We start from the raw sequence: 21,377 nt of genomic DNA on the forward strand, positions 1-21,377 counted from the left end.
GTCAAAACTATCTAACACGGGTGAATAATACTCGCGGCAACAGAACGCCTCACGGCACAGCGCTTGTCTCGTTGGAGTCATTTTATGAAGTTGCCCTTTAAGCCACATCTGCTTGTCCTTCTGTGCAGTGCAGGGCTGTTTGCCGCCTCTGGCGTGATGTTCGTTAAAAGTCGCGCAACGGAGCCAGCAGCTCCAGCCCCCGTCGCACAGCAACCGTCCGCACCGGCTCCAGCTCCCGTAGCGGCCCCTGCCCCGGCCGATCAACCAGCGCCCACCGCAGCCCCTACGTACACATCGGCACAAATCGATCAGTGGGTTGCGCCTATCGCGCTCTATCCGGATTCACTGCTGTCGCAAATTTTGATGGCCTCAACCTACCCGGCCAACGTCATCCAGGCCGCGCAGTGGTCAAAAGACAATCCCAAAATGCAGGGTGATGCCGCCATTCAGGCCGTTGCCAGCCAACCCTGGGATCCCAGCGTGAAATCGCTGGTGGCGTTTCCACAGCTGATGTCGCTGATGGGTGAAAATCCGCCGTGGGTACAGAGCCTGGGCGATGCATTCCTTGCGCAGCCGAAAGAGGTTATGGATTCCGTTCAACGCCTGCGTGCGCTGGCGCAACAGACCGGAGCATTGCAATCAACACCGCAGCAGACTGTTACCACCGTGGCCAAAGCAGCTCCGGCTAAAACCGTTACCAGCGAGTCAACGACCACAACAGCCACGACCGCCGCCTCAGCAAGCCCAACGGTAATCAAAATTGAATCCGCCGACCCGCAGGTAGTTTACGTTCCCACCTATAACCCAAATACGGTTTACGGTACCTGGCCGAACACCGCCTATCCGCCAACCTATCTACCGCCAACGCCCGGCGAGCAGTTTGGCAACAGCTTCGTTAACGGTTTAGGCTTCAGCCTCGGCGTCGCCACAACTTATGCCATCTTCAGCAATATTGACTGGGATGACGACGATGACTGGGATCACCATCATAACGATGACTGGGATAACCATGGCGGCTATAACCGCAACGGTGATAACAACATCAATATCAACGTAGATAACTTCAATAAAATCAGTGGACAGCGTCTGACGGATGCCAACCGTACCTGGCAGCACAACCCGGCCTATCGCGAAGGGGTTCCGTACCCTAATAGCCAGCTCAATAACCGCTTCCACTCCACTAACACGGCTACGGGCCTAAGCTCAACCCAGCAAAGACCGGTCAACCGTGATAGCCAGCGTCAGGCAGCGTTGAGCCAGATGGAAAAATCAACGGGGAAAACCTTCCCCCAGACGGCGCGTACGGGAACGAAAGACGCCCAGCGTCAGGCATCCAGCCAACAGCTAAAGCAAATTTCCCAGCGTAATAACTACCGTGGTTACGATAGCAAACCGCAAACGGCAAAACGGGCAAACGCTCAGCAACATGAACATCGCCAGGCCGCCACTCAGCGACAAGAGAAACGGGTCACGCAACCAGCGCAGCAACGCAACGTGCAGCAGCGCAATCTTCAACAGCGTACCAGCCAGCCGCGGGCCAATGCGCTGAGCGGCAACGACAGTCGCTCCGCCAGTTGGCAGGCGCAGCAGCAGCGAGGGGCTCAAAGCAGGCAGGTCGCCCGCAACCAGCCATCTCGCCAGCTATCCGGCGACCGTGCTGAACACCGTGAATTCCGTCATCGTTAAGGGAAGCGACATGAAAAATAAACTACTCAGTGGAATGGTGTTATTCATGGTTTCGACCACCGCGATGGCACAGCAATCCTTCAGCACACCAGACCAGGCGACCGATGCCCTGGCAACCGCGATAAGCGAGCAGAATGAAAGCGCGATGAACAACCTGCTCGGGGAAAACTGGCGCGAGTTTCTGCCACCGGAAGGCGTCGATCCTGATGCGGTTGATCGCTTCCTGCGCGACTGGAAGGTCCGCCATAATACTGTCATCGACGGCAATAGCGCGCACCTGGTGGTCGGGGACAGCGACTGGCAACTGCCGATCCCGGTTGTTAAAACCGCTTCCGGCTGGCAATTTGATATCAAGGAAGCGGCCGAAGAGATCCTGACCCGTGAGATTGGGCGCAACGAACTTGCCGCTATTGAAGCATTACACGCCTATGTTGATGCTCAGCAAAGCTACTTTGCGATGAACCAAAAATACGCGCAAAAGATTGTCAGTTCTGAAGGGAAAAAAGATGGTCTGTACTGGCCTGTTTCGCCCGGCGAAGCGCCAAGCCCGCTTGGCCCGGCCTTTAGTCCGCAGGAGCCTGGCACGGGCTATCACGGCTATCGTTTCCGTATCCTTCCCGATAAAACCAGCGGCTTTGCGATGGTTGCCTGGCCCGTCAGCTACGATCACACTGGTGTTATGAGTTTTATGATTAACGGTGATGATAAAGTCTACCAGGCCGATCTCGGCGTTGATTCACAACAGAAAGCCCAGGCGTTAACCGCATATCATCTGGATAAAAACTGGCAGCCCGTAGTGCCCTGAATGCCAGTCAAATAGTGAGTTGACCGGGGAAGCGAAGCCCCTCCGGCCAACTCACGAGAGATTACAGGATGTTAGCGACGGATTTCGCCAGCTGCGCTTCCAGAACCGGTTTCGCTTCTTCGAACTTCAGGTTCACTTTGTTGGCATTAGACACGACGCGGGTCTGGTATTTTGCGCGATCGCCCTGCACGCTGCTGGTTTGCAGCTTGATACCGGACGTGCCCTGGCGCAGTGCGGCAACGTTACCAAAACTGGTAGCTTTCAGGCAAAAAAAACGCCTCCGAAGAGGCGTTTTCACAAAAGCGGGAAGATTACTTTTTCTTCGCTTTCGGGTTTGGCAGGTCGGTGATGCTACCTTCGAACACTTCTGCCGCCAGGCCCACAGACTCGTGCAGAGTCGGGTGCGCGTGGATGGTCAGCGCGATGTCTTCAGCATCACAACCCATTTCGATCGCCAGACCGATTTCACCCAGCAGCTCGCCGCCGTTGGTACCGACAATCGCACCACCGATAACACGGTGAGATTCTTTGTCGAAAATCAGTTTAGTCATACCGTCTGCGCAGTCGGAAGCGATAGCACGACCAGAAGCAGCCCACGGGAAGGTGGCGGTCTCAAAGCTGATGCCTTTCTCTTTCGCTTCTTTCTCAGTCAGGCCAACCCATGCAACTTCTGGTTCAGTGTATGCGATGGATGGAATAACTTTCGGATCGAAGTAGTGTTTCTTACCGGCGATAACTTCAGCGGCAACGTGACCTTCGTGAACACCTTTGTGCGCCAGCATCGGCTGACCGACGATATCGCCGATAGCAAAGATGTGCGGCACGTTGGTACGCAGCTGTTTGTCAACGCGGATGAAGCCACGGTCATCAACTTCCACGCCAGCTTTGCCCGCGTCGAGGTTTTTGCCGTTCGGTACACGACCGATAGCCACCAGCACTGCATCGTAACGCTGAGCTTCAGCAGGCGCTTTTTTGCCTTCCATGGAAACGTAGATACCGTCTTCTTTCGCTTCAACGGCAGTTACTTTGGTTTCCAGCATCAGGTTGAATTTCTTGCTGATGCGTTTGGTAAAGACTTTAACCACGTCTTTATCGGCAGCCGGGATAACCTGGTCGAACATTTCAACCACGTCGATCTCTGAACCCAGCGCATGGTACACGGTACCCATTTCCAGACCGATGATACCGCCGCCCATTACTAGCAGGCGCTTAGGAACAGTTTTCAGTTCCAGTGCATCGGTGGAATCCCACACGCGCGGATCTTCATGCGGAATGAATGGCAGTTCGATCGGACGGGAACCCGCCGCGATGATCGCGTTGTCAAAGTTGATCACGGTTTTGCCGTTTTCACCTTCAACTTCCAGGGTGTTCGCCCCGGTAAATTTACCCAGACCGTTAACCACTTTCACTTTACGGCCTTTGGCCATACCCGCCAGACCGCCGGTCAGTTGAGTGATAACTTTTTCTTTCCAGGTACGAATCTTGTCGATATCGGTTTTCGGCTCGCCAAAAACGATACCGTGTTCAGCCAGCGCTTTGGCTTCTTCGATAACTTTTGCTACGTGCAGCAGCGCTTTAGAAGGGATACAGCCGACGTTCAGACAAACACCACCGAGGGTGCTGTAACGTTCTACGATGACGGTCTCCAGACCTAAATCTGCGCAACGGAAGGCAGCAGAGTAACCTGCAGGGCCTGCCCCAAGTACCACGACCTGAGTTTTGATTTCAGTGCTCATCATGACCTCTTAATTTATACCCGTCGTCCACCGGGTCGTTCTATCCGCCCGTATTTTACAAAATTGTTAACAATTTTGAAACAACAAACGGCAACCGATTTGTCTTTCGCACAATAACCTCACTGACTTCATGAGATTACCAGAAAAAAGCCGGCCGTCGGGCCGGCTTTTTCGCTTACATCACCAGGCGGCGAATGTCAGACAGCATGTTGTTGATGATGGTGATAAAGCGCGCACCATCAGCACCGTCGATTACGCGGTGGTCGAAGGAGAGCGAAATCGGCATCATCAGACGCGGCATAAACTCTTTACCGTTCCACACTGGCTCCATAGAGGACTTGGAGACACCGAGGATAGCCACTTCCGGCGCGTTCACAATCGGCGCGAAGTGGGTCGTGCCCAGGCCACCGATGCTGGAGATGGTGAAGCAACCGCCCTGCATTTCGCCAGCGGTCAGCTTGCCATCACGCGCTTTCTTGGAGATGGTGGTCAGTTCACGAGACAGCTCGGTAATGCTCTTCTTGTTCACGTCTTTGAAGACCGGAACAACCAGACCATTCGGCGTATCTACCGCAACACCGATGTTGATGTATTTTTTCAGGGTCAGACGCTGACCGTCTTCAGACAGAGAGCTGTTGAAGCGTGGCATCTGTTCCAGAGCGGCGGCAACGGCTTTCATGATGAAGACCACTGGCGTGAATTTCACATCCAGTTTACGTTTTTCAGCTTCGGCGTTCTGCTGTTTACGGAACGCTTCCAGATCGGTGATATCGGTCTTGTCGAAGTGAGTAACGTGCGGGATCATCACCCAGTTACGGCTCAGGTTAGCACCAGAGATTTTCTGGATACGGCCCAGTTCCACTTCTTCGATTTCACCAAACTTGCTGAAGTCCACTTTCGGCCAAGGCAGCATGCCCGGAATACCGCCGCCTGCTGCTGCCGGAGCAGCTTCAGCACGCTTGATAGCGTCTTTAACGTAAGCCTGAACGTCTTCACGCAGGATACGACCTTTACGGCCAGAACCTTTCACTTTCGCCAGGTTTACACCGAACTCGCGCGCCAGGCGACGAATCAGCGGTGTTGCATGAACGTAAGCGTCGTTCTCAGCGAACTCAGATTTACCTTCCGCTTTCGCGGCCGGAGCTGCGGCTGGTTTAGCAGCCTGAGCCGGTGCAGTTGCAGAGGCTGGAGCAGCCGCGGCAGCTGGAGCGGCAGCAGGTGCTGCGCCTTCAACTTCGAAGATCATAATCAGAGAACCGGTTTTGACTTTGTCGCCGGTGCTGATTTTGATTTCTTTCACGGTACCCGCGAACGGTGCCGGAACTTCCATCGACGCTTTATCGCCTTCAACGGTAATCAGTGACTGCTCAGCGGCAATTTTATCGCCCACTTTAACCATCACTTCAGTGACTTCAACTTCGTCACCGCCGATATCCGGAACGTTAACCTCTTTCGAGCCAGAAGCTGCCGGAGCCGCCGCTGCTGCTGGAGCTGCCGCCTGAGCCGGTGCTGCAGCAGGCGCTGCGCCTGCAACTTCGAAGACCATAATCAGAGAACCGGTAGACACTTTGTCGCCCGTGTTGATTTTGATCTCTTTAACGGTGCCCGCGAACGGCGCCGGAACTTCCATCGACGCTTTATCGCCTTCAACGGTGATCAGAGACTGTTCAGCCGCAACGGTGTCGCCCACTTTAACCATAACCTCGGTAACTTCGACTTCGTCACCGCCGATGTCCGGTACGTGTACTTCTTTCTCCGCTGCCGCAGCAGGTGCTGCTGCCGGAGCGGCTTCTTTCTTCTCTTCTGCCGGAGCAGGTGCAGCGGCTGCTGCACCATCGGCGGAATCGAAAATCATGATCAGTTTGCCGGTCTCAGTTTTGTCGCCAACAGAGACTTTGATCTCTTTAACGATACCTGCCTGAGGAGACGGAACTTCCATAGAGGCTTTGTCGCCTTCTACGGTGATCAGCGACTGTTCAGCTTCAACTTTGTCGCCTACTTTGACCAGGATCTCGGTGATTTCAACTTCATCAGCCCCGATGTCCGGTACATTGATTTCGATAGCCATTATTCTTTTACCTCTTACGCCAGACGCGGGTTAACTTTATCTGCATCGATGTTGAATTTGATGATTGCGTCAGCAACCACTTTCTTATCGATTTCGCCACGTTTAGCCAGTTCGCCCAGGGCCGCTACAACCACATAAGAAGCATCAACTTCGAAGTGGTGACGCAGGTTTTCACGGCTGTCAGAGCGACCGAAGCCGTCAGTACCCAGTACGCGATAATCATCAGCCGGTACATAAGTACGAACCTGTTCGGCAAACAGTTTCATATAGTCAGTAGATGCCACTGCCGGAGCGTCGTTCATCACCTGAGCGATGTACGGAACGCGCGGAGTTTCCATCGGGTGCAGCATGTTCCAGCGTTCACAATCCTGGCCATCACGCGCCAGTTCAGTGAAGGAGGTTACGCTGTAAACGTCAGAACCAACACCGTAGTCGTTCGCCAGGATCTGTGCTGCTTCACGCACGTGACGCAGGATAGAACCGGAGCCCAGCAGCTGAACTTTACCTTTCTTACCTTCGAGGGTTTCGAGTTTGTAGATACCTTTACGGATACCTTCCTCGGCACCTGCTGGCATTGCCGGCATGTGGTAGTTTTCGTTCAGCGTGGTGATGTAGTAATAAACGTTCTCTTGTTTCTCACCGTACATACGCTCCAGACCATCGTGCATGATGACCGCTACTTCGTACGCGTAAGACGGATCGTAAGAGATACAGTTCGGGATAGTCAGAGACTGAATATGGCTGTGACCATCTTCGTGCTGCAGACCTTCGCCGTTCAGCGTCGTACGACCAGAAGTTCCCCCTACCAGGAAGCCGCGAGCCTGTTGGTCGCCTGCCTGCCAGCACAGGTCACCGATACGCTGGAACCCGAACATGGAGTAGTAGATGTAGAACGGAATCATCGGCAGATCGTTGGTGCTGTAGGAGGTCGCAGCAGCCAGCCAGGATGCGCCAGCACCCAGTTCGTTGATGCCTTCCTGCAGGATCTGACCTTTCTCGTCTTCTTTATAGTAAGCAACCTGCTCACGGTCCTGCGGGGTGTACTGCTGGCCGTTCGGGCTGTAGATACCGATCTGACGGAACAGACCTTCCATACCGAAAGTACGCGCTTCGTCAGCGATGATCGGAACCAGACGATCTTTAATCGACTTGTTCTTCAGCATTACGTTCAGGGCACGAACGAAAGCGATAGTGGTGGAGATTTCTTTGTTCTGCTCTTCCAGCAGCGCACCGAAGTCTTCCAGAGCAGGCAGTTCCAGCTTCTCGGTGAAGTTCGGCTGACGAGCAGGCAGATAGCCGTGCAGTTTCTGACGCTGAGCGTGCAGATAAGTGTGCTCTTCAGAACCTTCCGGGAAGGTGATGTAAGACAGGTTTTCAACCTGCTCATCGGTCACAGGAACGTTGAAACGGTCGCGGATATAACGCACGCCGTCCATGTTCATTTTCTTAACCTGGTGAGCGATGTTTTTACCTTCGGCGGTGTCACCCATGCCGTAACCTTTGATGGTATGGGCCAGGATTACAGTTGCTTTGCCTTTGGTTTCCTGCGCTTTCTTCAGTGCAGCGTAGACTTTCTTCGGATCGTGACCACCACGGTTCAGAGCCCAAATCTGCTCGTCAGTCCAGTCAGCAACCAGGGCTGCGGTTTCCGGGTATTTACCGAAGAAGTGCTCACGTACGTATGCGCCATCTTTGGATTTAAAGGTCTGGTAGTCGCCGTCAACGGTTTCGTTCATCAGTTGGATCAGTTTACCGCTGGTATCTTTACGCAGCAGTTCATCCCAACGACCGCCCCACATGACTTTGATAACGTTCCAGCCAGCGCCCGCGAAGATGCCTTCCAGTTCGTTAACAATCTTGCCGTTACCGGTGACCGGACCGTCAAGACGCTGCAGGTTACAGTTGATAACAAAGACCAGGTTGTCCAGTTTCTCACGGGTCGCGATGGTGATAGCACCCTTAGATTCTGGCTCATCCATTTCGCCGTCGCCCAGGAAGGCGTAAACGGTTTGTTTAGAGGTATCTTTCAGGCCACGGTGTTCCAGATATTTCAGGAATTTAGCCTGGTAGATTGCACCGATTGGGCCCAGACCCATAGATACGGTCGGGAACTGCCAGAATTCCGGCATCAGTTTCGGGTGCGGGTAGGAAGACAGGCCTTTGCCATGTACTTCCTGACGGAAGTTGTTCATCTGCTCTTCAGTCAGACGGCCTTCCAGGAATGCGCGAGCGTAGATGCCCGGAGAGATGTGGCCCTGGAAGTAAACCAGATCGCCGCCATCCTGCTCGTTGCGTGCACGGAAGAAGTGGTTGAAGCAAACATCATACACCGTTGCGGAGGACTGGAAGGATGCCATGTGGCCACCCAGCTCGAGGTCCTTTTTAGACGCGCGCAGTACGGTCATGATGGCGTTCCAGCGGATAGCAGAACGAATACGACGTTCCAGCTCCAGATTGCCCGGGTATTCCGGTTCATCTTCAACGGCAATAGTGTTTACATAATTGCTGGCCCCAGCACCTGCCGCTACTTTCACGCCGCCTTTGCGAGCTTCTGAAAGCAGTTGGTCGATCAGATACTGAGCACGCTCAACACCTTCTTCACGGATGACCGATTCGATCGCCTGTAGCCAGTCGCGAGTTTCGATCGGATCCACGTCATTTGGGAAACGTTCTGACATGGGGGTATTCCTTATCTATCTAATACGTTGAGTTATCTGGAACCTGTCCCATTACGTTCTCACCAGAGAGCGTAATAAGACAGGTTCTGCGTTTAGTTGCCGCGCCTTTCGATAGCGCTTGATTTACAACATCTTCTGGTTAACGTTCTGCCAGAAAAATCACTAATTCTTTCGTTGCTCCAGACGGCGTAAGGCGCGTTCACGACGGCTTTCCTCACGGCTCCTGTCCAGCAGAATCTCTTCGATAAACGCCAGGTGACGGTGAGACGCTTCACGCGCTTCTTCAGGCTTCCCGGCGATAATTGCTTCAAAGATGCGGGTACGGTGACTGCTCACCAGCGGCAGCATCTCGCGACGCGCATACAGCAATTCGAAGTTTTGCCGAACGTTCTGGGCCAGCATCGGCTCCATACACCTTAGCAAATGGAGCAGCACCACATTATGTGCCGCTTCGGTGACAGCAATTTGATACTGGAGTACCGCGTCAGATTCGCCGTCAAGATCGCCGGACTGTTGAGCAAGCTCGATCGCATGGTGGAGTTCACGGATACGCGTTTTGTCTTCATCCGTGCTGCGCAGTGCAGCGTAATAGGCTGCAATACCTTCCAGCGCATGGCGCGTCTCAAGCAGGTCAAACTGGGATTCAGGATGGTCGGAGAGCAGCTCTACCAGTGGGTCGCTAAAGCTCTGCCACAGGCTGCTCTGAACAAAAGTGCCACCGCCCTGACGACGAAGCAGTAACCCCTTCGCTTCAAGGCGTTGGATCGCCTCGCGTAAGGAGGGGCGGGAGACGTCGAACTGTTTTGCCAGCTCGCGTTCCGGTGGGAGTTTTTCTCCGGGGCGAAGTGTCCCCTCAAGAATTAAAAACTCCAGCTGCTGCTCAATCACATCGGAGAGTTTTGGTTGGCGGATTTTGCTGTAGGCCATGATTTCCTGTCTTAAGCCATTTGCCCGGAGTCAATTGGTCTTACCAATTTCATGTTCTTGACGCTAAAGTAACAAAGTATTCACCTTCTGTCCATACAGGTTTTGATTGAAATCAGTAAAGGGGGCATATTTTAACAACATTACAGAAATAACGTTTCAAACATGTAACTATGCACAAATGTTAAATTTACCCACCACGGGGTAGTTTTAACGGAATTGAAACGAAAAAATATCTCATCTGAACCGATTCACCTGATTATTTATCGACACATTAGCCACAATTAGTGAATAAAAATTCAAAATGGAAATTTTGTGGTAGATAAACTCGCATTTACAAATGGTTTCTTTTTATTCAACTCGTCATCTTGCCCGCATAAAGCAGGTGCATTCGCGCTCGCATATCATTATTCTGATCAAGACAAAAGCATTGAGGCAACATTTTATATAAAGCATCTGTAAACAAATAAATACAACAAACGGAATTGCAAACTTACACACGCATTGCTGCGTAGTTCAAAAAATAAGTACTCGAAATATGAAGAGTAAAACCACACACGAGGTTTAATGATGGAAAGTCAACAGCATGGCGATCAGCTCAAGCGCGGTCTTAAGAACCGCCATATACAGCTAATCGCGCTGGGTGGCGCGATTGGTACCGGGTTATTCCTCGGTAGCGCATCCGTTATCCAGTCTGCAGGACCGGGGATTATTCTGGGTTACGCAATTGCCGGCTTTATCGCCTTTTTGATTATGCGTCAGTTAGGTGAAATGGTGGTTGAAGAGCCGGTTGCAGGCTCCTTTAGCCACTTTGCTTATAAATACTGGGGCGGTTTTGCGGGCTTCTCTTCTGGCTGGAACTATTGGGTACTGTACGTCCTGGTTGCCATGGCTGAACTGACTGCCGTAGGTAAATACATCCAGTTCTGGTATCCGGATATCCCCACCTGGGTTTCAGCTGCAGCCTTCTTCGTGCTGATCAACGCCATCAACCTGACCAACGTGAAAGTGTTTGGGGAAATGGAGTTCTGGTTCGCCATTATCAAAGTCATTGCCGTGGTTGCGATGATTCTGTTCGGCGGCTGGTTGCTGTTTAGCGGCAACGGCGGCCCGCAGGCCAGCGTCAGTAACCTGTGGAGCCAGGGGGGCTTCCTGCCGCACGGCTTCACCGGTCTGGTGATGATGATGGCTATTATTATGTTCTCTTTCGGTGGGCTGGAGCTGGTCGGGATCACCGCAGCAGAAGCCGATAACCCGGAGCAAAGCATTCCCAAAGCAACCAACCAGGTTATCTACCGTATCCTGATTTTCTATGTAGGTTCGCTGGCTGTTCTGCTTTCCCTGATGCCGTGGACGCGCGTCACGGCAGATACCAGCCCGTTTGTCCTTATTTTCCACGAGCTGGGCGACACCTTTGTTGCCAATGCTCTGAACATCGTAGTGCTGACCGCTGCCCTTTCTGTGTATAACAGCTGCGTATACTGCAACAGCCGTATGCTGTTCGGTCTGGCACAGCAGGGTAACGCGCCAAAAGCGCTAATGAACGTCGACAAACGCGGCGTACCGGTGAACACCATTCTGGTCTCCGCGCTGGTTACGGCTCTGTGTGTACTGATCAACTATCTGGCACCGGAATCCGCCTTTGGCCTGCTGATGGCGCTAGTGGTTTCCGCACTGGTGATCAACTGGGCAATGATTAGCCTGGCGCACATGAAGTTCCGCAAAGCCAAACAGCAGCAAGGCGTTACCACCCGTTTCCCGGCGCTGCTCTATCCGCTTGGTAACTGGGTATGTCTGATTTTCATGGCTGCAGTGCTGGTGATTATGCTGATGACGCCGGGCATGGCGATTTCGGTGTACTTAATCCCGGTATGGATTGCCATTCTTGGCATCGGCTATTTGTGCAAACAGAAAACCGCCAAAGTAGCTAAAGCACATTAATTCTCCCTCCCCCACCTGCATCAGGTGGGGGTTGTTACCTGCCTCACACTTTCCCACTCACGACTGTTTCGTCCATATCACTGGCGTTATCCTGCAACGCAAAAACACCTCTGCCAGACAATAATTATCTCCATATCTTATTAATGGAGTGCAGTTGATGGAAACCAGTAAGCTCACGGTGAAAGAAAAGATCGGCTATGGAATGGGCGACGCCGGATGCAACATCATCTTTGGCGCCATCATGTTGTTTGTTAACTATTTTTACACAGATATTTTTGGCCTGGCACCGGCCCTGGTCGGCGTGTTACTGCTCTCAGTACGCGTTATAGATGCCGTTACCGACCCTATTATGGGCGCGATGGCCGACCGCACCCGCAGCAAATATGGTCGATTTCGTCCATGGCTTTTGTGGATGGCTTTCCCATACGCATTATTTAGCGTACTCATGTTTACCACCCCTGAGTGGACATATAACAGCAAAGTAATCTATGCGTTCGTCACCTACTTCCTGCTCTCTATCACCTATACGGCGATCAACATCCCTTACTGCTCGCTCGGCAGCGTCATCACTAACGATCCAAAGGAACGTGTCGCCTGCCAGTCATATCGCTTTGTGTTGGTAGGAATTGCAACCCTGCTGCTCTCCCTCACCTTGCTGCCAATGGCGGACTGGTTTGGCGGGGAAGATAAAGCTAAAGGCTATCAGATGGCGATGGCAGTGCTGGCCTTCATCGGCATGTGTATGTTCCTGTTTTGCTTTGCAACCGTCCGTGAGCGCGTACGTCCTGCCGTCCCGACTAACGACGATTTAAAAGCCGACCTGAAAGACGTATGGAAGAACGATCAGTGGGTAAAAATCCTGCTGTTAACCCTGTGCAACGTCTGTCCGGGCTTTATTCGCATGGCCGCCACCATGTACTACGTAACCTGGGTTATGCAGCAAAGCACGCAGTTCGCAACGCTGTTTATCAGCCTTGGCGTTGTGGGCATGATGATCGGCAGCATGCTGGCGAAGGTGTTAACCGATCGCTGGTGCAAACTGAAAGTCTTCTTCTGGACCAATATCATCCTGGCGATTTTCTCCGGCGCGTTTTACTTCTTCGATCCTAAAGCCACCATGATGATTATGGTGCTTTACTTCCTGCTCAACATTCTGCATCAGATCCCATCCCCACTGCACTGGTCGCTGATGGCAGATGTCGATGACTACGGCGAGTGGAAAACCGGTAAACGTATCACCGGAATCAGCTTCTCCGGCAACCTGTTCTTCCTGAAACTGGGCCTGGCGATTGCCGGAGCGATGGTTGGTTTCCTGCTCTCCTGGTACGGCTACGACGCAGGGGCGAAAGCGCAAAGCGACTCCGCCATTAACGGTATTATGCTGCTGTTTACCATCATACCGGGTGTAGGCTACCTGATTACCGCAGGCGTAGTTCGTCTGCTGAAAGTTGACCGCGAGTTTATGCAACAAATCCAGACAGATTTAGAAAAGCGCCGCGCCAACTACCGTGAACTGAATGAGTACCACGATATAAAAACGACTGAAAACGTAAGGAAAGCCTAATGAATCAGTGGCCAAACCCCTTTATTGAACAGCGTGCCGACCCGTTTATGTTACGTGACGGTAGCCACTACTATTTCATTGCTTCAGTGCCCGAATACGATCGTCTGGAGATCCGCCGGGCGGACTCGCTGGAAGGGTTACGCACTGCCGTCCCGGTTGTCGTCTGGCGCAAACCAGAAAACGGCCCCATGAGCCAGTTGATCTGGGCACCTGAGATCCATCATCTGGCAGGCAAGTGGTACATCTATTTTGCCGCCGCCCACACACAGGCGCTCGACAAGCTGGGGATGTTCCAGCACCGTATGTTTGCGCTCGAATGTGCAGACGCCGATCCGCTGACCGGCCAATGGACAGAGAAAGGGCAGATTAAAACGCAGTTTGATACCTTCGCGCTCGATGCCACCACCTTTAACCATCAGGGAAAACAGTGGTATCTGTGGGCGCAGAAATCCCCCGATATCGCCGGAAACTCCAATATCTATCTCGCCGAACTGGAAAATCCATGGACGATTAAAGGCGAGCCGGTAATGCTCAGTCATCCAGAGTATGACTGGGAATGCCGGGGTTTTTGGGTCAACGAAGGCCCGGCCGTCATGGTTCACGGCGACAAGCTGTTTATCAGCTATTCCGCCAGCGCCACCGATGAGAACTACTGTATGGGATTATTGTGGATTGATCTCAATGCCGATCCGCTCAACCCGCAGAACTGGCACAAATCGCCGCGCCCGGTCTTTACCACCAGCTACGAAAACCGCCAATACGGGCCGGGACACAACAGCTTTACGCAAACGCCGGAAGGAGAAGATGTGCTGGTGTACCACGCGAGAAATTACACTGAAATCGAGGGCGATCCGCTATACGACCCAAACCGCCACACTCGTCTGAAGCTGGTACGCTGGAACGAAAACGGGATGCCAGATTTTGGCATCCCACCTGCTGATACGCTTTGAAAGATTGGCCCGCAAGCACAAAGCGACCGGGCCAATTTTTTTCCTCGACGGATAAGCGTAGCGCCATCCACTAATAATGGCTTAAATTAATGTTCCATAAATGGTCAGCACGGCAATGACCACCACCACCACAAACGAGGTCTTCTTCGCCATCGAAACCGCGGCTTTTGGCGTTGCGACTTTATCGGTATGTGGTTCACGCGCTAAAGAAAACTGCGCAAGGCGAGTAAGCACCTGATATTGCGAAGTATGCAGATCCGCCAGCGACGCAAACCAGGCAGGCAACGCCTTCTCGCCGTGCCCCAGCAGCGCATAGACGACACCCGCCAGGCGCACCGGGATCCAGTCCAGCACATGCAGGATCGCATCAATACCTGATTGTAAACGCTGGTGCGGCGTCTGATAGCGCGCCAGCCAGGACTGCCAGGCACGTAGAAAGGCATAACCCACCAGCGTCACCGGTCCCCACGGGCCACCGACAATCAGCCAGAATAACGGCGCCAGATAAAAGCGAAAGTTGTTCCATAACAGCGCGTTCTGCAGTTCGCGCAAGAACTCACGCTCATCGCACTCAGGCGGAATCCCATGAATCAGGGTCAGCTCGCTGGCCATCGCTTCACGGGCGTGAGCGTCATCGCGAGCAGCCGCGTTCAGATATGCATGATAATGAAGACGCGTCTTGCCAGCGCCGATGCACAGCAAACCAATTAAGATCCACGCCACCAGCAAAGGCACGTTAAACAACAGGCCTTGAAGTGCGCGCAGCAGCAGGAACGTCACCCCCATCGCAATAAGGGCCATGCCTACCGTACGCATCATCGAAAAATGCTTCACCCGGCGGAAAAAAGCTTCAACCCGGTGATCAAGCTGCCAGTGCTCACCCAGCTTAAACAGGCGTTCAACAATCAACACCAGTAATGTTGTAAACAGCGTCATGTCATCTCCTTGTGCGACGAGGGGGTGACCAGGGCGCGAAACCTTGCCCAGTCAAAAGAGGGCCCGGGATCGGTCTTACGCTCGGGCGCAATATTGCAATGTCCTGTCATGTTGTTGGCAATGGCCGGATAACGCGTAATCAGGGCATTCGTCACGGCTGCCAGTTGCTGATACTGCGCATCGGTATAAGCCAGCGTATCCGTCCCTTCCAGCTCAATACCAATTGAGAAATCATTACAGCGTTCGCGGCCTTGATAGTTCGACACGCCAGCATGCCAGGCGCGTTTATCAAAGGGGACATACTGCACGATTTCACCGTCACGGCGAATTAAACAATGTGCCGAAACGCGCAAATGGGCGATCCCGGCAAAATAAGGATGGGCATTGGGATCAATCGTGCCCGTAAACAGCGCATCGATCCACGGGCCGCCAAACTCACCGGGCGGCAGGCTGATATTATGCACCACCAGCAGAGAAGGGTTTTCGTCATCTGGGCGGCAATCGTAATGAGGAGAGGGAACGCGTCGCGCCTCTGCCAGCCAGCCCTCGTCTAACAACATGCAGAATCTCCTTATTGGTGGTGCTCATATCAGGTTCAGGGTAGCATGTTTCCACCTTATGATTCGTTAGCAATTTGGAGTTTTATCATGCCGCCTCGCCGCTATAACCCTGACTACCGACGTGACGCGCTGTTGGAACGCATAAATCTGGATATCCCTGCCGCTGTAGCTCAGGCGCTGCGTGAAGATTTAGGCGGAGAAGTTGATGCCAATAACGATATCACCGCACAGCTTTTACCCGCGGAGATGCGCTCCCACGCCACCGTGATCACCCGTGAAGATGGCGTTTTTTGTGGAAAACGTTGGGTGGAAGAGGTCTTTATTCAACTGGCTGGCGATGATGTCAACATCGCCTGGCATGTCGAAGATGGCGACAGCATTAAGGCCAATCAGCCGCTATTTGAACTGGACGGCCCTTCCCGCGTGCTGCTAACCGGCGAACGTACCGCTCTTAATTTTGTACAGACGCTTTCAGGTGTGGCGAGCGAGGTGCGTAAATATGTCGACCTGCTGGCGGGAACAAAAACTCAACTGCTGGATACACGTAAAACTCTGCCGGGGCTACGTACCGCGCTGAAATACGCCGTATTATGCGGCGGCGGCGCGAATCATCGTCTGGGCCTTTCTGACGCTTTCCTGATTAAAGAAAACCACATTATTGCTTCTGGTTCGGTACGTCAGGCCGTTGAAAAAGCCTTCTGGCTGCACCCGGATGTGCCGGTTGAAGTCGAAGTAGAAAGCCTGGATGAACTGGATGACGCGCTGAAAGCAGGGGCCGACATCATCATGCTCGATAACTTCGAAACTGACCAAATGCGGGAAGCGGTAAAACGCACCAACGGCCAGGCGCGTCTGGAAGTGTCGGGTAACGTCACTCATGAAACTCTGCGCGAATTTGCCGAAACTGGCGTGGATTTCATCTCTGTTGGCGCGCTGACCAAGCATGTTCGCGCGCTCGATCTCTCTATGCGTTTTCGCTAATTACTGATGGTTTAGCCCGATAGTACTTTCACTTATCGGGCCCATCACGCCGGTTTTTCTATCGGCCGGATAAGCGTTTACGCCGCCATACGGCTGTTTCTTCGAGCCTCTTCGCAAATACGTTGTCTGACTCTGTAATTTCATAAAAATCCTCGGAACCCGCCTTCCCGTTCTGTTTTTTGCCTCTCGCCGTAAACCCGAGCGTTTGCCAAAGTAGCGCCAGCTAACTCAAGGAGCGAACGATGGACAAGCAACGAGGCTTCACACTTATCGAACTCATGGTGGTCATTGGCATTATTGCCATCCTTAGCGCCATCGGTATTCCGGCTTATCAAAACTATCTGCGCAAAGCCGCGTTAACAGACATGCTGCAAACCTTTGTTCCCTATCGCACGGCGGTTGAGCTCTGTGCGCTGGAGCATGGCGGAACAACAACCTGTGATGCCGGAACGAATGGCATCCCTTCTCCAGCCACCACCCGTTATGTCTCCGCCATGAGCGTTGAAAAAGGAGTGGTCAGCCTCAGCGGACAAGAAAGCCTGAACGGGTTAAGCATCACCATGACGCCGGGTTGGGACAATGCCAACGGTATTACCGGCTGGAGCCGTAACTGCGTTATCCAGAATGACAGCGCATTGCAACAGGCCTGTGAAGACGTTTTCCGTTTCGATATTAATTAAGGAAAAGAGATGAATACCACCCAACTTACGGCGCTGTGCCAACGTCATCAGGGAATATTACTGGATGCAGACAATGAAGTGGTGCACATCGCCGTCGTGGACGCTCCATCCCACGAATTGCTGGACGCACTGCATTTTGCCACCACCCGACGTATCGACATCGTCTGCTGGACGCGTCAACAAATGGAAGGCCACACGCATACGCCACAGAAAATGCTCCCGGCAGTGGTCACGAAAAGCAGCGCCAGCGCAGCAGATTTGCTGAATCAGACGTTTCAATCCGCGCTGGTGCAACGGGCTTCTGATATTCATTTTGAACCAGCGGAAAATCACTATCGAATCAGATTACGTGTGGATGGCGTACTGCATGCTTTACCGGACGTCACGACCGAGATGGGTATCGCCATCACTGCCAGACTAAAAGTTTTAGGCAGTCTGGATATTGCCGAGCACCGACTTGCGCAAGACGGCCAATTTACCGTTGAAATTTCAGGAGAGCCGGTCTCGTTTCGCATCGCCACCCTGCCCTGTCGCTTTGGCGAAAAAGTGGTGCTACGGCTACTGCATCAGGTCGATCAAGCGCTGGAAATCACCGCGCTGGGAATGCAGGACGCGCAGCTGGCAGCATTTTCACAAGCGTTGCAGCAGCCTCAGGGGCTGATTCTGGTCACCGGACCGACCGGAAGCGGTAAAACGGTCACGCTGTACAGTGCGCTGCAGACCCGAAACACTCAGGACGTTAACCTCTGTAGCGTGGAAGATCCAGTCGAGATCCCGATCGCAGGTCTTAACCAAACACAAATTCATCCACGTGCCGGCCTCACTTTTCAGGGAGTATTGCGCGCGCTGCTGCGTCAGGATCCCGACATTATCATGGTGGGTGAAATCCGTGATGGCGAAACGGCTGAAATAGCCCTTAAAGCCGCACAAACCGGTCATCTGGTTCTATCAACACTGCATACCAATTCCACCACAGAAACACTAATACGCTTGCAGCAAATGGGGGTTGCACGCTGGATGATCGCCTCCGCGCTGACGCTCGTCATTGCGCAGCGGTTGGTGAGAAAATTGTGTCCCCATTGCCGACAACGTCTGGAAACGCCGATCATGCTCCCGGAAGCGATCTGGCCTACGCCACTGCCTCGTTGGCAGGCTCCGGGCTGCCAACATTGCTATCACGGATTTTATGGCCGTACGGCATTGTTTGAAGTTCTCCCCGTTACACCTGCATTGCGCCAGAGCATCGCCAACGGTACGTCCGTAGACGGAGTGGAATCGAATGCTCAGCAACTGGGGATGAGCACGCTTTTCGAAAATGGTTGCAAGGCCGTCGAACAAGGGTTAACAACATTTGAAGAGTTGGTACGCGTACTGGGCATACCCCATGTCAGCTAAACTGCTTTGGCGCTGGCAAGGTATTAGCAACGAAGGTAATCCACTGGAAGGCGTACTTTGGGCCGATACCCGCCCCTCATTGATGCTTGCTCTCGAGCAACGGCATATCACGCCGCTGCGCATTAATCGTATGCGTGTCAAAGCCTCACACTGGAGCCATGAAAAAAGCGCTGAAACCATACATCAACTGGCGACGTTGCTGAAAGCAGGGCTAACACTCTCGGCAAGTTTAGCTTTGCTGGCTGAACAGCATCCCAGCAGCCAATGGCAAGCGCTACTGCGTACGCTGGCTCACGATATGGAACAGGGTATTTCTCTCTCCACCTCGCTATCTCAGTGGCAACACGTTTTTCCGCCTCTTTATCAGGCAATGATCCGTACCGGAGAGCTTACGGGTAAGCTGGACGACTGCTGCTTTGAACTCGCCCGCCAGCAGAAGAATCAACAGCAACTGGCGGATAAAGTTAAAAAAGCTCTACGCTATCCGATTTTCATTATCACGATGGCGGTGATGGTGGTGTTCGCGATGCTGCAGTTTGTACTCCCTGAGTTTGCCGCCATTTACCAGTCGTTTAACACCCCGCTACCGGCACTCACTCAGTGGATTATTGCCATCGCGCATTTTAGCAGCCAATGGGGATGGCTGGCGGGAGCATTCAGCCTGGTAGCGGGTGCGGCATATCACCTGATGAAGCAGCAGCCATACTGGCTCACTCTGCGCCAGAAATTGCTGCTCGGCTTCCCGGTCATAGGGCCGATGGTGAGAGGGCAAAAACTCACGCAGATCTTCACTGTTCTGGCGTTAACGCAAAATGCAGGTATTCCTTTTCTGCAAGGCCTTGAGAGCGTCACTGAAACGTTGGCCAACCCTTTCTGGTCGCAACGCTTAGCGCAGGTACATTACGACATCAGCGCCGGACAACCGGTCTGGTTAGCGCTAAAAAATTGCGGTGAATTCAGCCCATTGTGCATACAGTTGGTCAGAACAGGTGAGGCTTCCGGCTCGCTGGATACAATGCTGCGTAATCTCGCCCATCACCACGGCGAGAAAACATTGTCTCAGGCAGAGAATCTGGCTGCGCTACTCGAGCCTGCGTTACTGGTCATTACGGGGCTGATAATCGGTACGCTGGTCGTTGCGATGTATTTGCCGATTTTTCATTTAGGAGATGCGATGAGCGGGGTGGGATAAATTCAAATGCCGGATGGCGCACAGCTTATCCGGCATGTCATAGTACTACCTGTTCTTACAGGCTATTGAAAACGCGGTTTTCTTGTTCCTGTACACGAATAAACGTTGTACGTTTGGTCAGTTCTTTCAGGCGAGATGCACCGACATAGGTACAGGCAGAACGCAGGCCGCCAAGGATATCGCGTGCAGTATTATCAACCGGGCCACGCAGAGGCAACTTAACTGTTTTACCTTCCGCAGCGCGGTATTGTGCAACACCACCGACGTGACGCGTCATGGCTGATTCAGAGCTCATGCCGTAGAACAGCATGAATTTCTCACCGTTCTCTTCAACAATTTTGCCGCCGCTTTCTTCATGACCGGCCAACATACCGCCGAGCATAACGAAGTCCGCGCCACCGCCGAACGCTTTTGCCACGTCACCCGGCATTGTGCAGCCGCCGTCACTGACAATCATGCCGCCCAGACCGTGAGCGGCATCGGCACATTCAATAACCGCAGAAAGCTGTGGGTAGCCAACGCCGGTTTTTACACGTGTGGTACATACAGAACCCGGGCCAATGCCGACTTTAACAATGTCCGCGCCGGAAAGTACCAGCTCTTCACACATTTCTCCAGTAACCACATTGCCCGCACAAATTGTTTTTGTCGGCCATGCTTCACGCGCTTTCGACACAAACTGAACAAAATGCTCTGAGTAGCCATTTGCCACATCAATGCAGATAAAGTTCAGCGCCGGGTTGAGCGCCAGAATCTGTTTGGTTTTTTCGAAATCTGCATCAGAGGTGCCGGTTGAAACCATTACGTGTTTGAGCACATCAGCAGAGCTCTCTGCGATGAAAGCAGTCCAGTCTTCAACAGAATAGTGTTTGTGCACCGCAGTCAGGATGTCGAAGGATGCCAGCGCCGTTGCCATGGCAAACGTCCCGACAGTGTCCATGTTCGCGGCAATAATCGGTACGCCGGACCAGGTCTGACCTGAGTGCTTAAAGGTAAATTGACGTTCCAGCTCAACATCGGAACGGCTTTTGAGAGTAGAACGCTTAGGGCGGATAAGAACGTCTTTGAAACCTAACTTCAGATCTTCTTCGATACGCATGTGCGGATTCCTGGGGTTAATGGCGAAAAATCGAAACTCACAACTCCAGTGACGCTATCATACGCACTAATCAATGCCGCGCAAGACTGCGAAATTCTCTTTTTTTACGCTACAATCCCATAAATTTACCTGGCGAATAGTAGGTTAATCCTGCAGCAACCTCGCCGTCGCACGCTTAACTT

General features: G+C 52.9%; 16 protein-coding genes and 1 pseudogene. 9 read left to right on the forward strand and 8 right to left on the reverse strand.

All coding sequences use genetic code 11. The features are described 5' to 3' along the window. The first annotated feature begins 84 nt into the window (after positions 1-84). Entirely contained in the window at positions 85-1,686 is a 1,602-nt protein-coding gene (locus OGV93_RS14330) for a DUF3300 domain-containing protein (RefSeq protein WP_287109629.1), read from the forward strand. A 10-nt stretch (positions 1,687-1,696) separates the two neighbouring features. Next, positions 1,697-2,491 carry a DUF2950 family protein gene (locus OGV93_RS14335; protein WP_287109630.1) on the forward strand — a complete coding sequence of 265 codons (795 nt, stop codon included), beginning with the start codon at positions 1,697-1,699 and terminating at the stop codon, positions 2,489-2,491. 61 nt (positions 2,492-2,552) lie between these two features. On the opposite strand, the pseudogene traT reads toward OGV93_RS14335, so the two are convergent. The 5 genes and pseudogenes from traT to pdhR form a co-directional block, all read right to left on the reverse strand. Continuing rightward, positions 2,553-2,735, reverse strand: a pseudogene (gene traT / locus OGV93_RS14340) (complement resistance protein TraT); the annotation flags it as partial. 67 nt (positions 2,736-2,802) lie between these two features. Next, positions 2,803-4,227 carry a dihydrolipoyl dehydrogenase gene (lpdA, locus tag OGV93_RS14345; protein WP_016155701.1) on the reverse strand — a complete coding sequence of 475 codons (1,425 nt, stop codon included), beginning with the start codon at positions 4,225-4,227 and terminating at the stop codon, positions 2,803-2,805. Positions 4,228-4,402: 175 nt separating this feature from the next. Further along, positions 4,403-6,295 carry a pyruvate dehydrogenase complex dihydrolipoyllysine-residue acetyltransferase gene (gene aceF, locus OGV93_RS14350; protein WP_287109631.1) on the reverse strand — a complete coding sequence of 631 codons (1,893 nt, stop codon included), beginning with the start codon at positions 6,293-6,295 and terminating at the stop codon, positions 4,403-4,405. Positions 6,296-6,309: 14 nt separating this feature from the next. Then, a complete protein-coding gene (aceE, locus tag OGV93_RS14355; protein ID WP_016151717.1) occupies positions 6,310-8,973 on the reverse strand; it encodes a pyruvate dehydrogenase (acetyl-transferring), homodimeric type in 2,664 nt (887 codons plus the stop codon). A gap of 162 nt (positions 8,974-9,135) precedes the next feature. Next, complete coding sequence (gene pdhR, locus OGV93_RS14360) at positions 9,136-9,900, reverse strand: pyruvate dehydrogenase complex transcriptional repressor PdhR (RefSeq protein ID WP_003018699.1); 765 nt, start codon at positions 9,898-9,900, stop codon at positions 9,136-9,138. A 564-nt stretch (positions 9,901-10,464) separates the two neighbouring features. On the opposite strand from pdhR, the gene aroP reads away from it, so the two are divergent. The 3 genes from aroP (at position 10,465) to OGV93_RS14375 (ending at position 14,352) form a co-directional block, all read left to right on the forward strand. Further along, positions 10,465-11,838, forward strand: coding sequence for an aromatic amino acid transporter AroP (aroP, locus tag OGV93_RS14365; RefSeq protein WP_085951098.1), 1,374 nt, complete (start codon positions 10,465-10,467; stop codon positions 11,836-11,838). Between the two features lie 157 nt (positions 11,839-11,995). Beyond that, positions 11,996-13,402 (forward strand): glycoside-pentoside-hexuronide (GPH):cation symporter, encoded by a 1,407-nt coding sequence (locus OGV93_RS14370; protein ID WP_016151715.1) that lies wholly within the window; start codon positions 11,996-11,998, stop codon positions 13,400-13,402. Continuing rightward, positions 13,402-14,352 (forward strand): glycoside hydrolase family 43 protein, encoded by a 951-nt coding sequence (locus OGV93_RS14375; RefSeq protein WP_287109632.1) that lies wholly within the window; start codon positions 13,402-13,404, stop codon positions 14,350-14,352. Before OGV93_RS14370 ends, OGV93_RS14375 begins: the two co-directional genes overlap by 1 nt. Positions 14,353-14,433: 81 nt before the next feature. Here OGV93_RS14375 and ampE read toward each other — a convergent pair whose 3' ends face one another. Continuing rightward, complete coding sequence (gene ampE, locus OGV93_RS14380; protein ID WP_016155697.1) at positions 14,434-15,288, reverse strand: beta-lactamase regulator AmpE; 855 nt, start codon at positions 15,286-15,288, stop codon at positions 14,434-14,436. Then, positions 15,285-15,848, reverse strand: a complete 564-nt coding sequence (ampD, locus tag OGV93_RS14385) for a 1,6-anhydro-N-acetylmuramyl-L-alanine amidase AmpD (RefSeq protein ID WP_016151712.1) — start codon at positions 15,846-15,848, stop codon at positions 15,285-15,287. The genes ampE and ampD overlap by 4 nt, the downstream gene beginning before the upstream one ends. 87 nt (positions 15,849-15,935) lie before the next feature. Between ampD and nadC the strand changes: the two genes are divergently transcribed. From nadC to hofC, 4 genes are all read left to right on the forward strand, one after another. Beyond that, a complete protein-coding gene (gene nadC / locus OGV93_RS14390; RefSeq protein ID WP_103928925.1) occupies positions 15,936-16,829 on the forward strand; it encodes a carboxylating nicotinate-nucleotide diphosphorylase in 894 nt (297 codons plus the stop codon). Positions 16,830-17,071: 242 nt separating this feature from the next. Then, a complete protein-coding gene (gene ppdD, locus OGV93_RS14395) occupies positions 17,072-17,509 on the forward strand; it encodes a prepilin peptidase-dependent pilin (protein ID WP_016151710.1) in 438 nt (145 codons plus the stop codon). 9 nt (positions 17,510-17,518) lie between these two features. Next, the gene (gene gspE, locus OGV93_RS14400) at positions 17,519-18,904 is read left to right on the forward strand and encodes a type II secretion system protein GspE (RefSeq protein WP_047358328.1); all 1,386 of its coding nucleotides are present in this window, start codon (positions 17,519-17,521) and stop codon (positions 18,902-18,904) included. Continuing rightward, positions 18,894-20,096, forward strand: a complete 1,203-nt coding sequence (gene hofC / locus OGV93_RS14405; RefSeq protein ID WP_287109633.1) for a protein transport protein HofC — start codon at positions 18,894-18,896, stop codon at positions 20,094-20,096. Before gspE ends, hofC begins: the two co-directional genes overlap by 11 nt. 55 nt (positions 20,097-20,151) lie before the next feature. On the opposite strand, the gene OGV93_RS14410 is transcribed toward hofC, so the two are convergent. Next, complete coding sequence (locus tag OGV93_RS14410; protein ID WP_019078378.1) at positions 20,152-21,195, reverse strand: GMP reductase; 1,044 nt, start codon at positions 21,193-21,195, stop codon at positions 20,152-20,154. Between the last annotated feature and the right edge of the window lie 182 nt (positions 21,196-21,377).

The sequence above is a fragment of the Citrobacter sp. Cb031 genome, from assembly GCF_030336725.1.
GTDB lineage: Bacteria > Pseudomonadota > Gammaproteobacteria > Enterobacterales > Enterobacteriaceae > Citrobacter > Citrobacter braakii.

Excerpts from the sequence above, each read along its gene's own strand:
- aroP (WP_085951098.1), top strand. The coding sequence starts at position 10,465 with ATGATGGAAAGTCAACAGCATGGCGATCAGCTCAAGCGCGGTCTTAAG.
- gspE (WP_047358328.1), top strand. The coding sequence starts at position 17,519 with ATGAATACCACCCAACTTACGGCGCTGTGCCAACGTCATCAGGGAATA.
- ppdD (WP_016151710.1), top strand. The coding sequence starts at position 17,072 with ATGGACAAGCAACGAGGCTTCACACTTATCGAACTCATGGTGGTCATT.
- pdhR (WP_003018699.1), bottom strand. The coding sequence starts at position 9,900 with ATGGCCTACAGCAAAATCCGCCAACCAAAACTCTCCGATGTGATTGAG.
- OGV93_RS14335 (WP_287109630.1), top strand. The coding sequence starts at position 1,697 with ATGAAAAATAAACTACTCAGTGGAATGGTGTTATTCATGGTTTCGACC.
- ampD (WP_016151712.1), bottom strand. The coding sequence starts at position 15,848 with ATGTTGTTAGACGAGGGCTGGCTGGCAGAGGCGCGACGCGTTCCCTCT.
- hofC (WP_287109633.1), top strand. The coding sequence starts at position 18,894 with ATGTCAGCTAAACTGCTTTGGCGCTGGCAAGGTATTAGCAACGAAGGT.
- OGV93_RS14330 (WP_287109629.1), top strand. The coding sequence starts at position 85 with ATGAAGTTGCCCTTTAAGCCACATCTGCTTGTCCTTCTGTGCAGTGCA.
- OGV93_RS14375 (WP_287109632.1), top strand. The coding sequence starts at position 13,402 with ATGAATCAGTGGCCAAACCCCTTTATTGAACAGCGTGCCGACCCGTTT.
- nadC (WP_103928925.1), top strand. The coding sequence starts at position 15,936 with ATGCCGCCTCGCCGCTATAACCCTGACTACCGACGTGACGCGCTGTTG.
- lpdA (WP_016155701.1), bottom strand. The coding sequence starts at position 4,227 with ATGAGCACTGAAATCAAAACTCAGGTCGTGGTACTTGGGGCAGGCCCT.
- OGV93_RS14370 (WP_016151715.1), top strand. The coding sequence starts at position 11,996 with ATGGAAACCAGTAAGCTCACGGTGAAAGAAAAGATCGGCTATGGAATG.
- ampE (WP_016155697.1), bottom strand. The coding sequence starts at position 15,288 with ATGACGCTGTTTACAACATTACTGGTGTTGATTGTTGAACGCCTGTTT.
- aceE (WP_016151717.1), bottom strand. The coding sequence starts at position 8,973 with ATGTCAGAACGTTTCCCAAATGACGTGGATCCGATCGAAACTCGCGAC.
- aceF (WP_287109631.1), bottom strand. The coding sequence starts at position 6,295 with ATGGCTATCGAAATCAATGTACCGGACATCGGGGCTGATGAAGTTGAA.
- OGV93_RS14410 (WP_019078378.1), bottom strand. The coding sequence starts at position 21,195 with ATGCGTATCGAAGAAGATCTGAAGTTAGGTTTCAAAGACGTTCTTATC.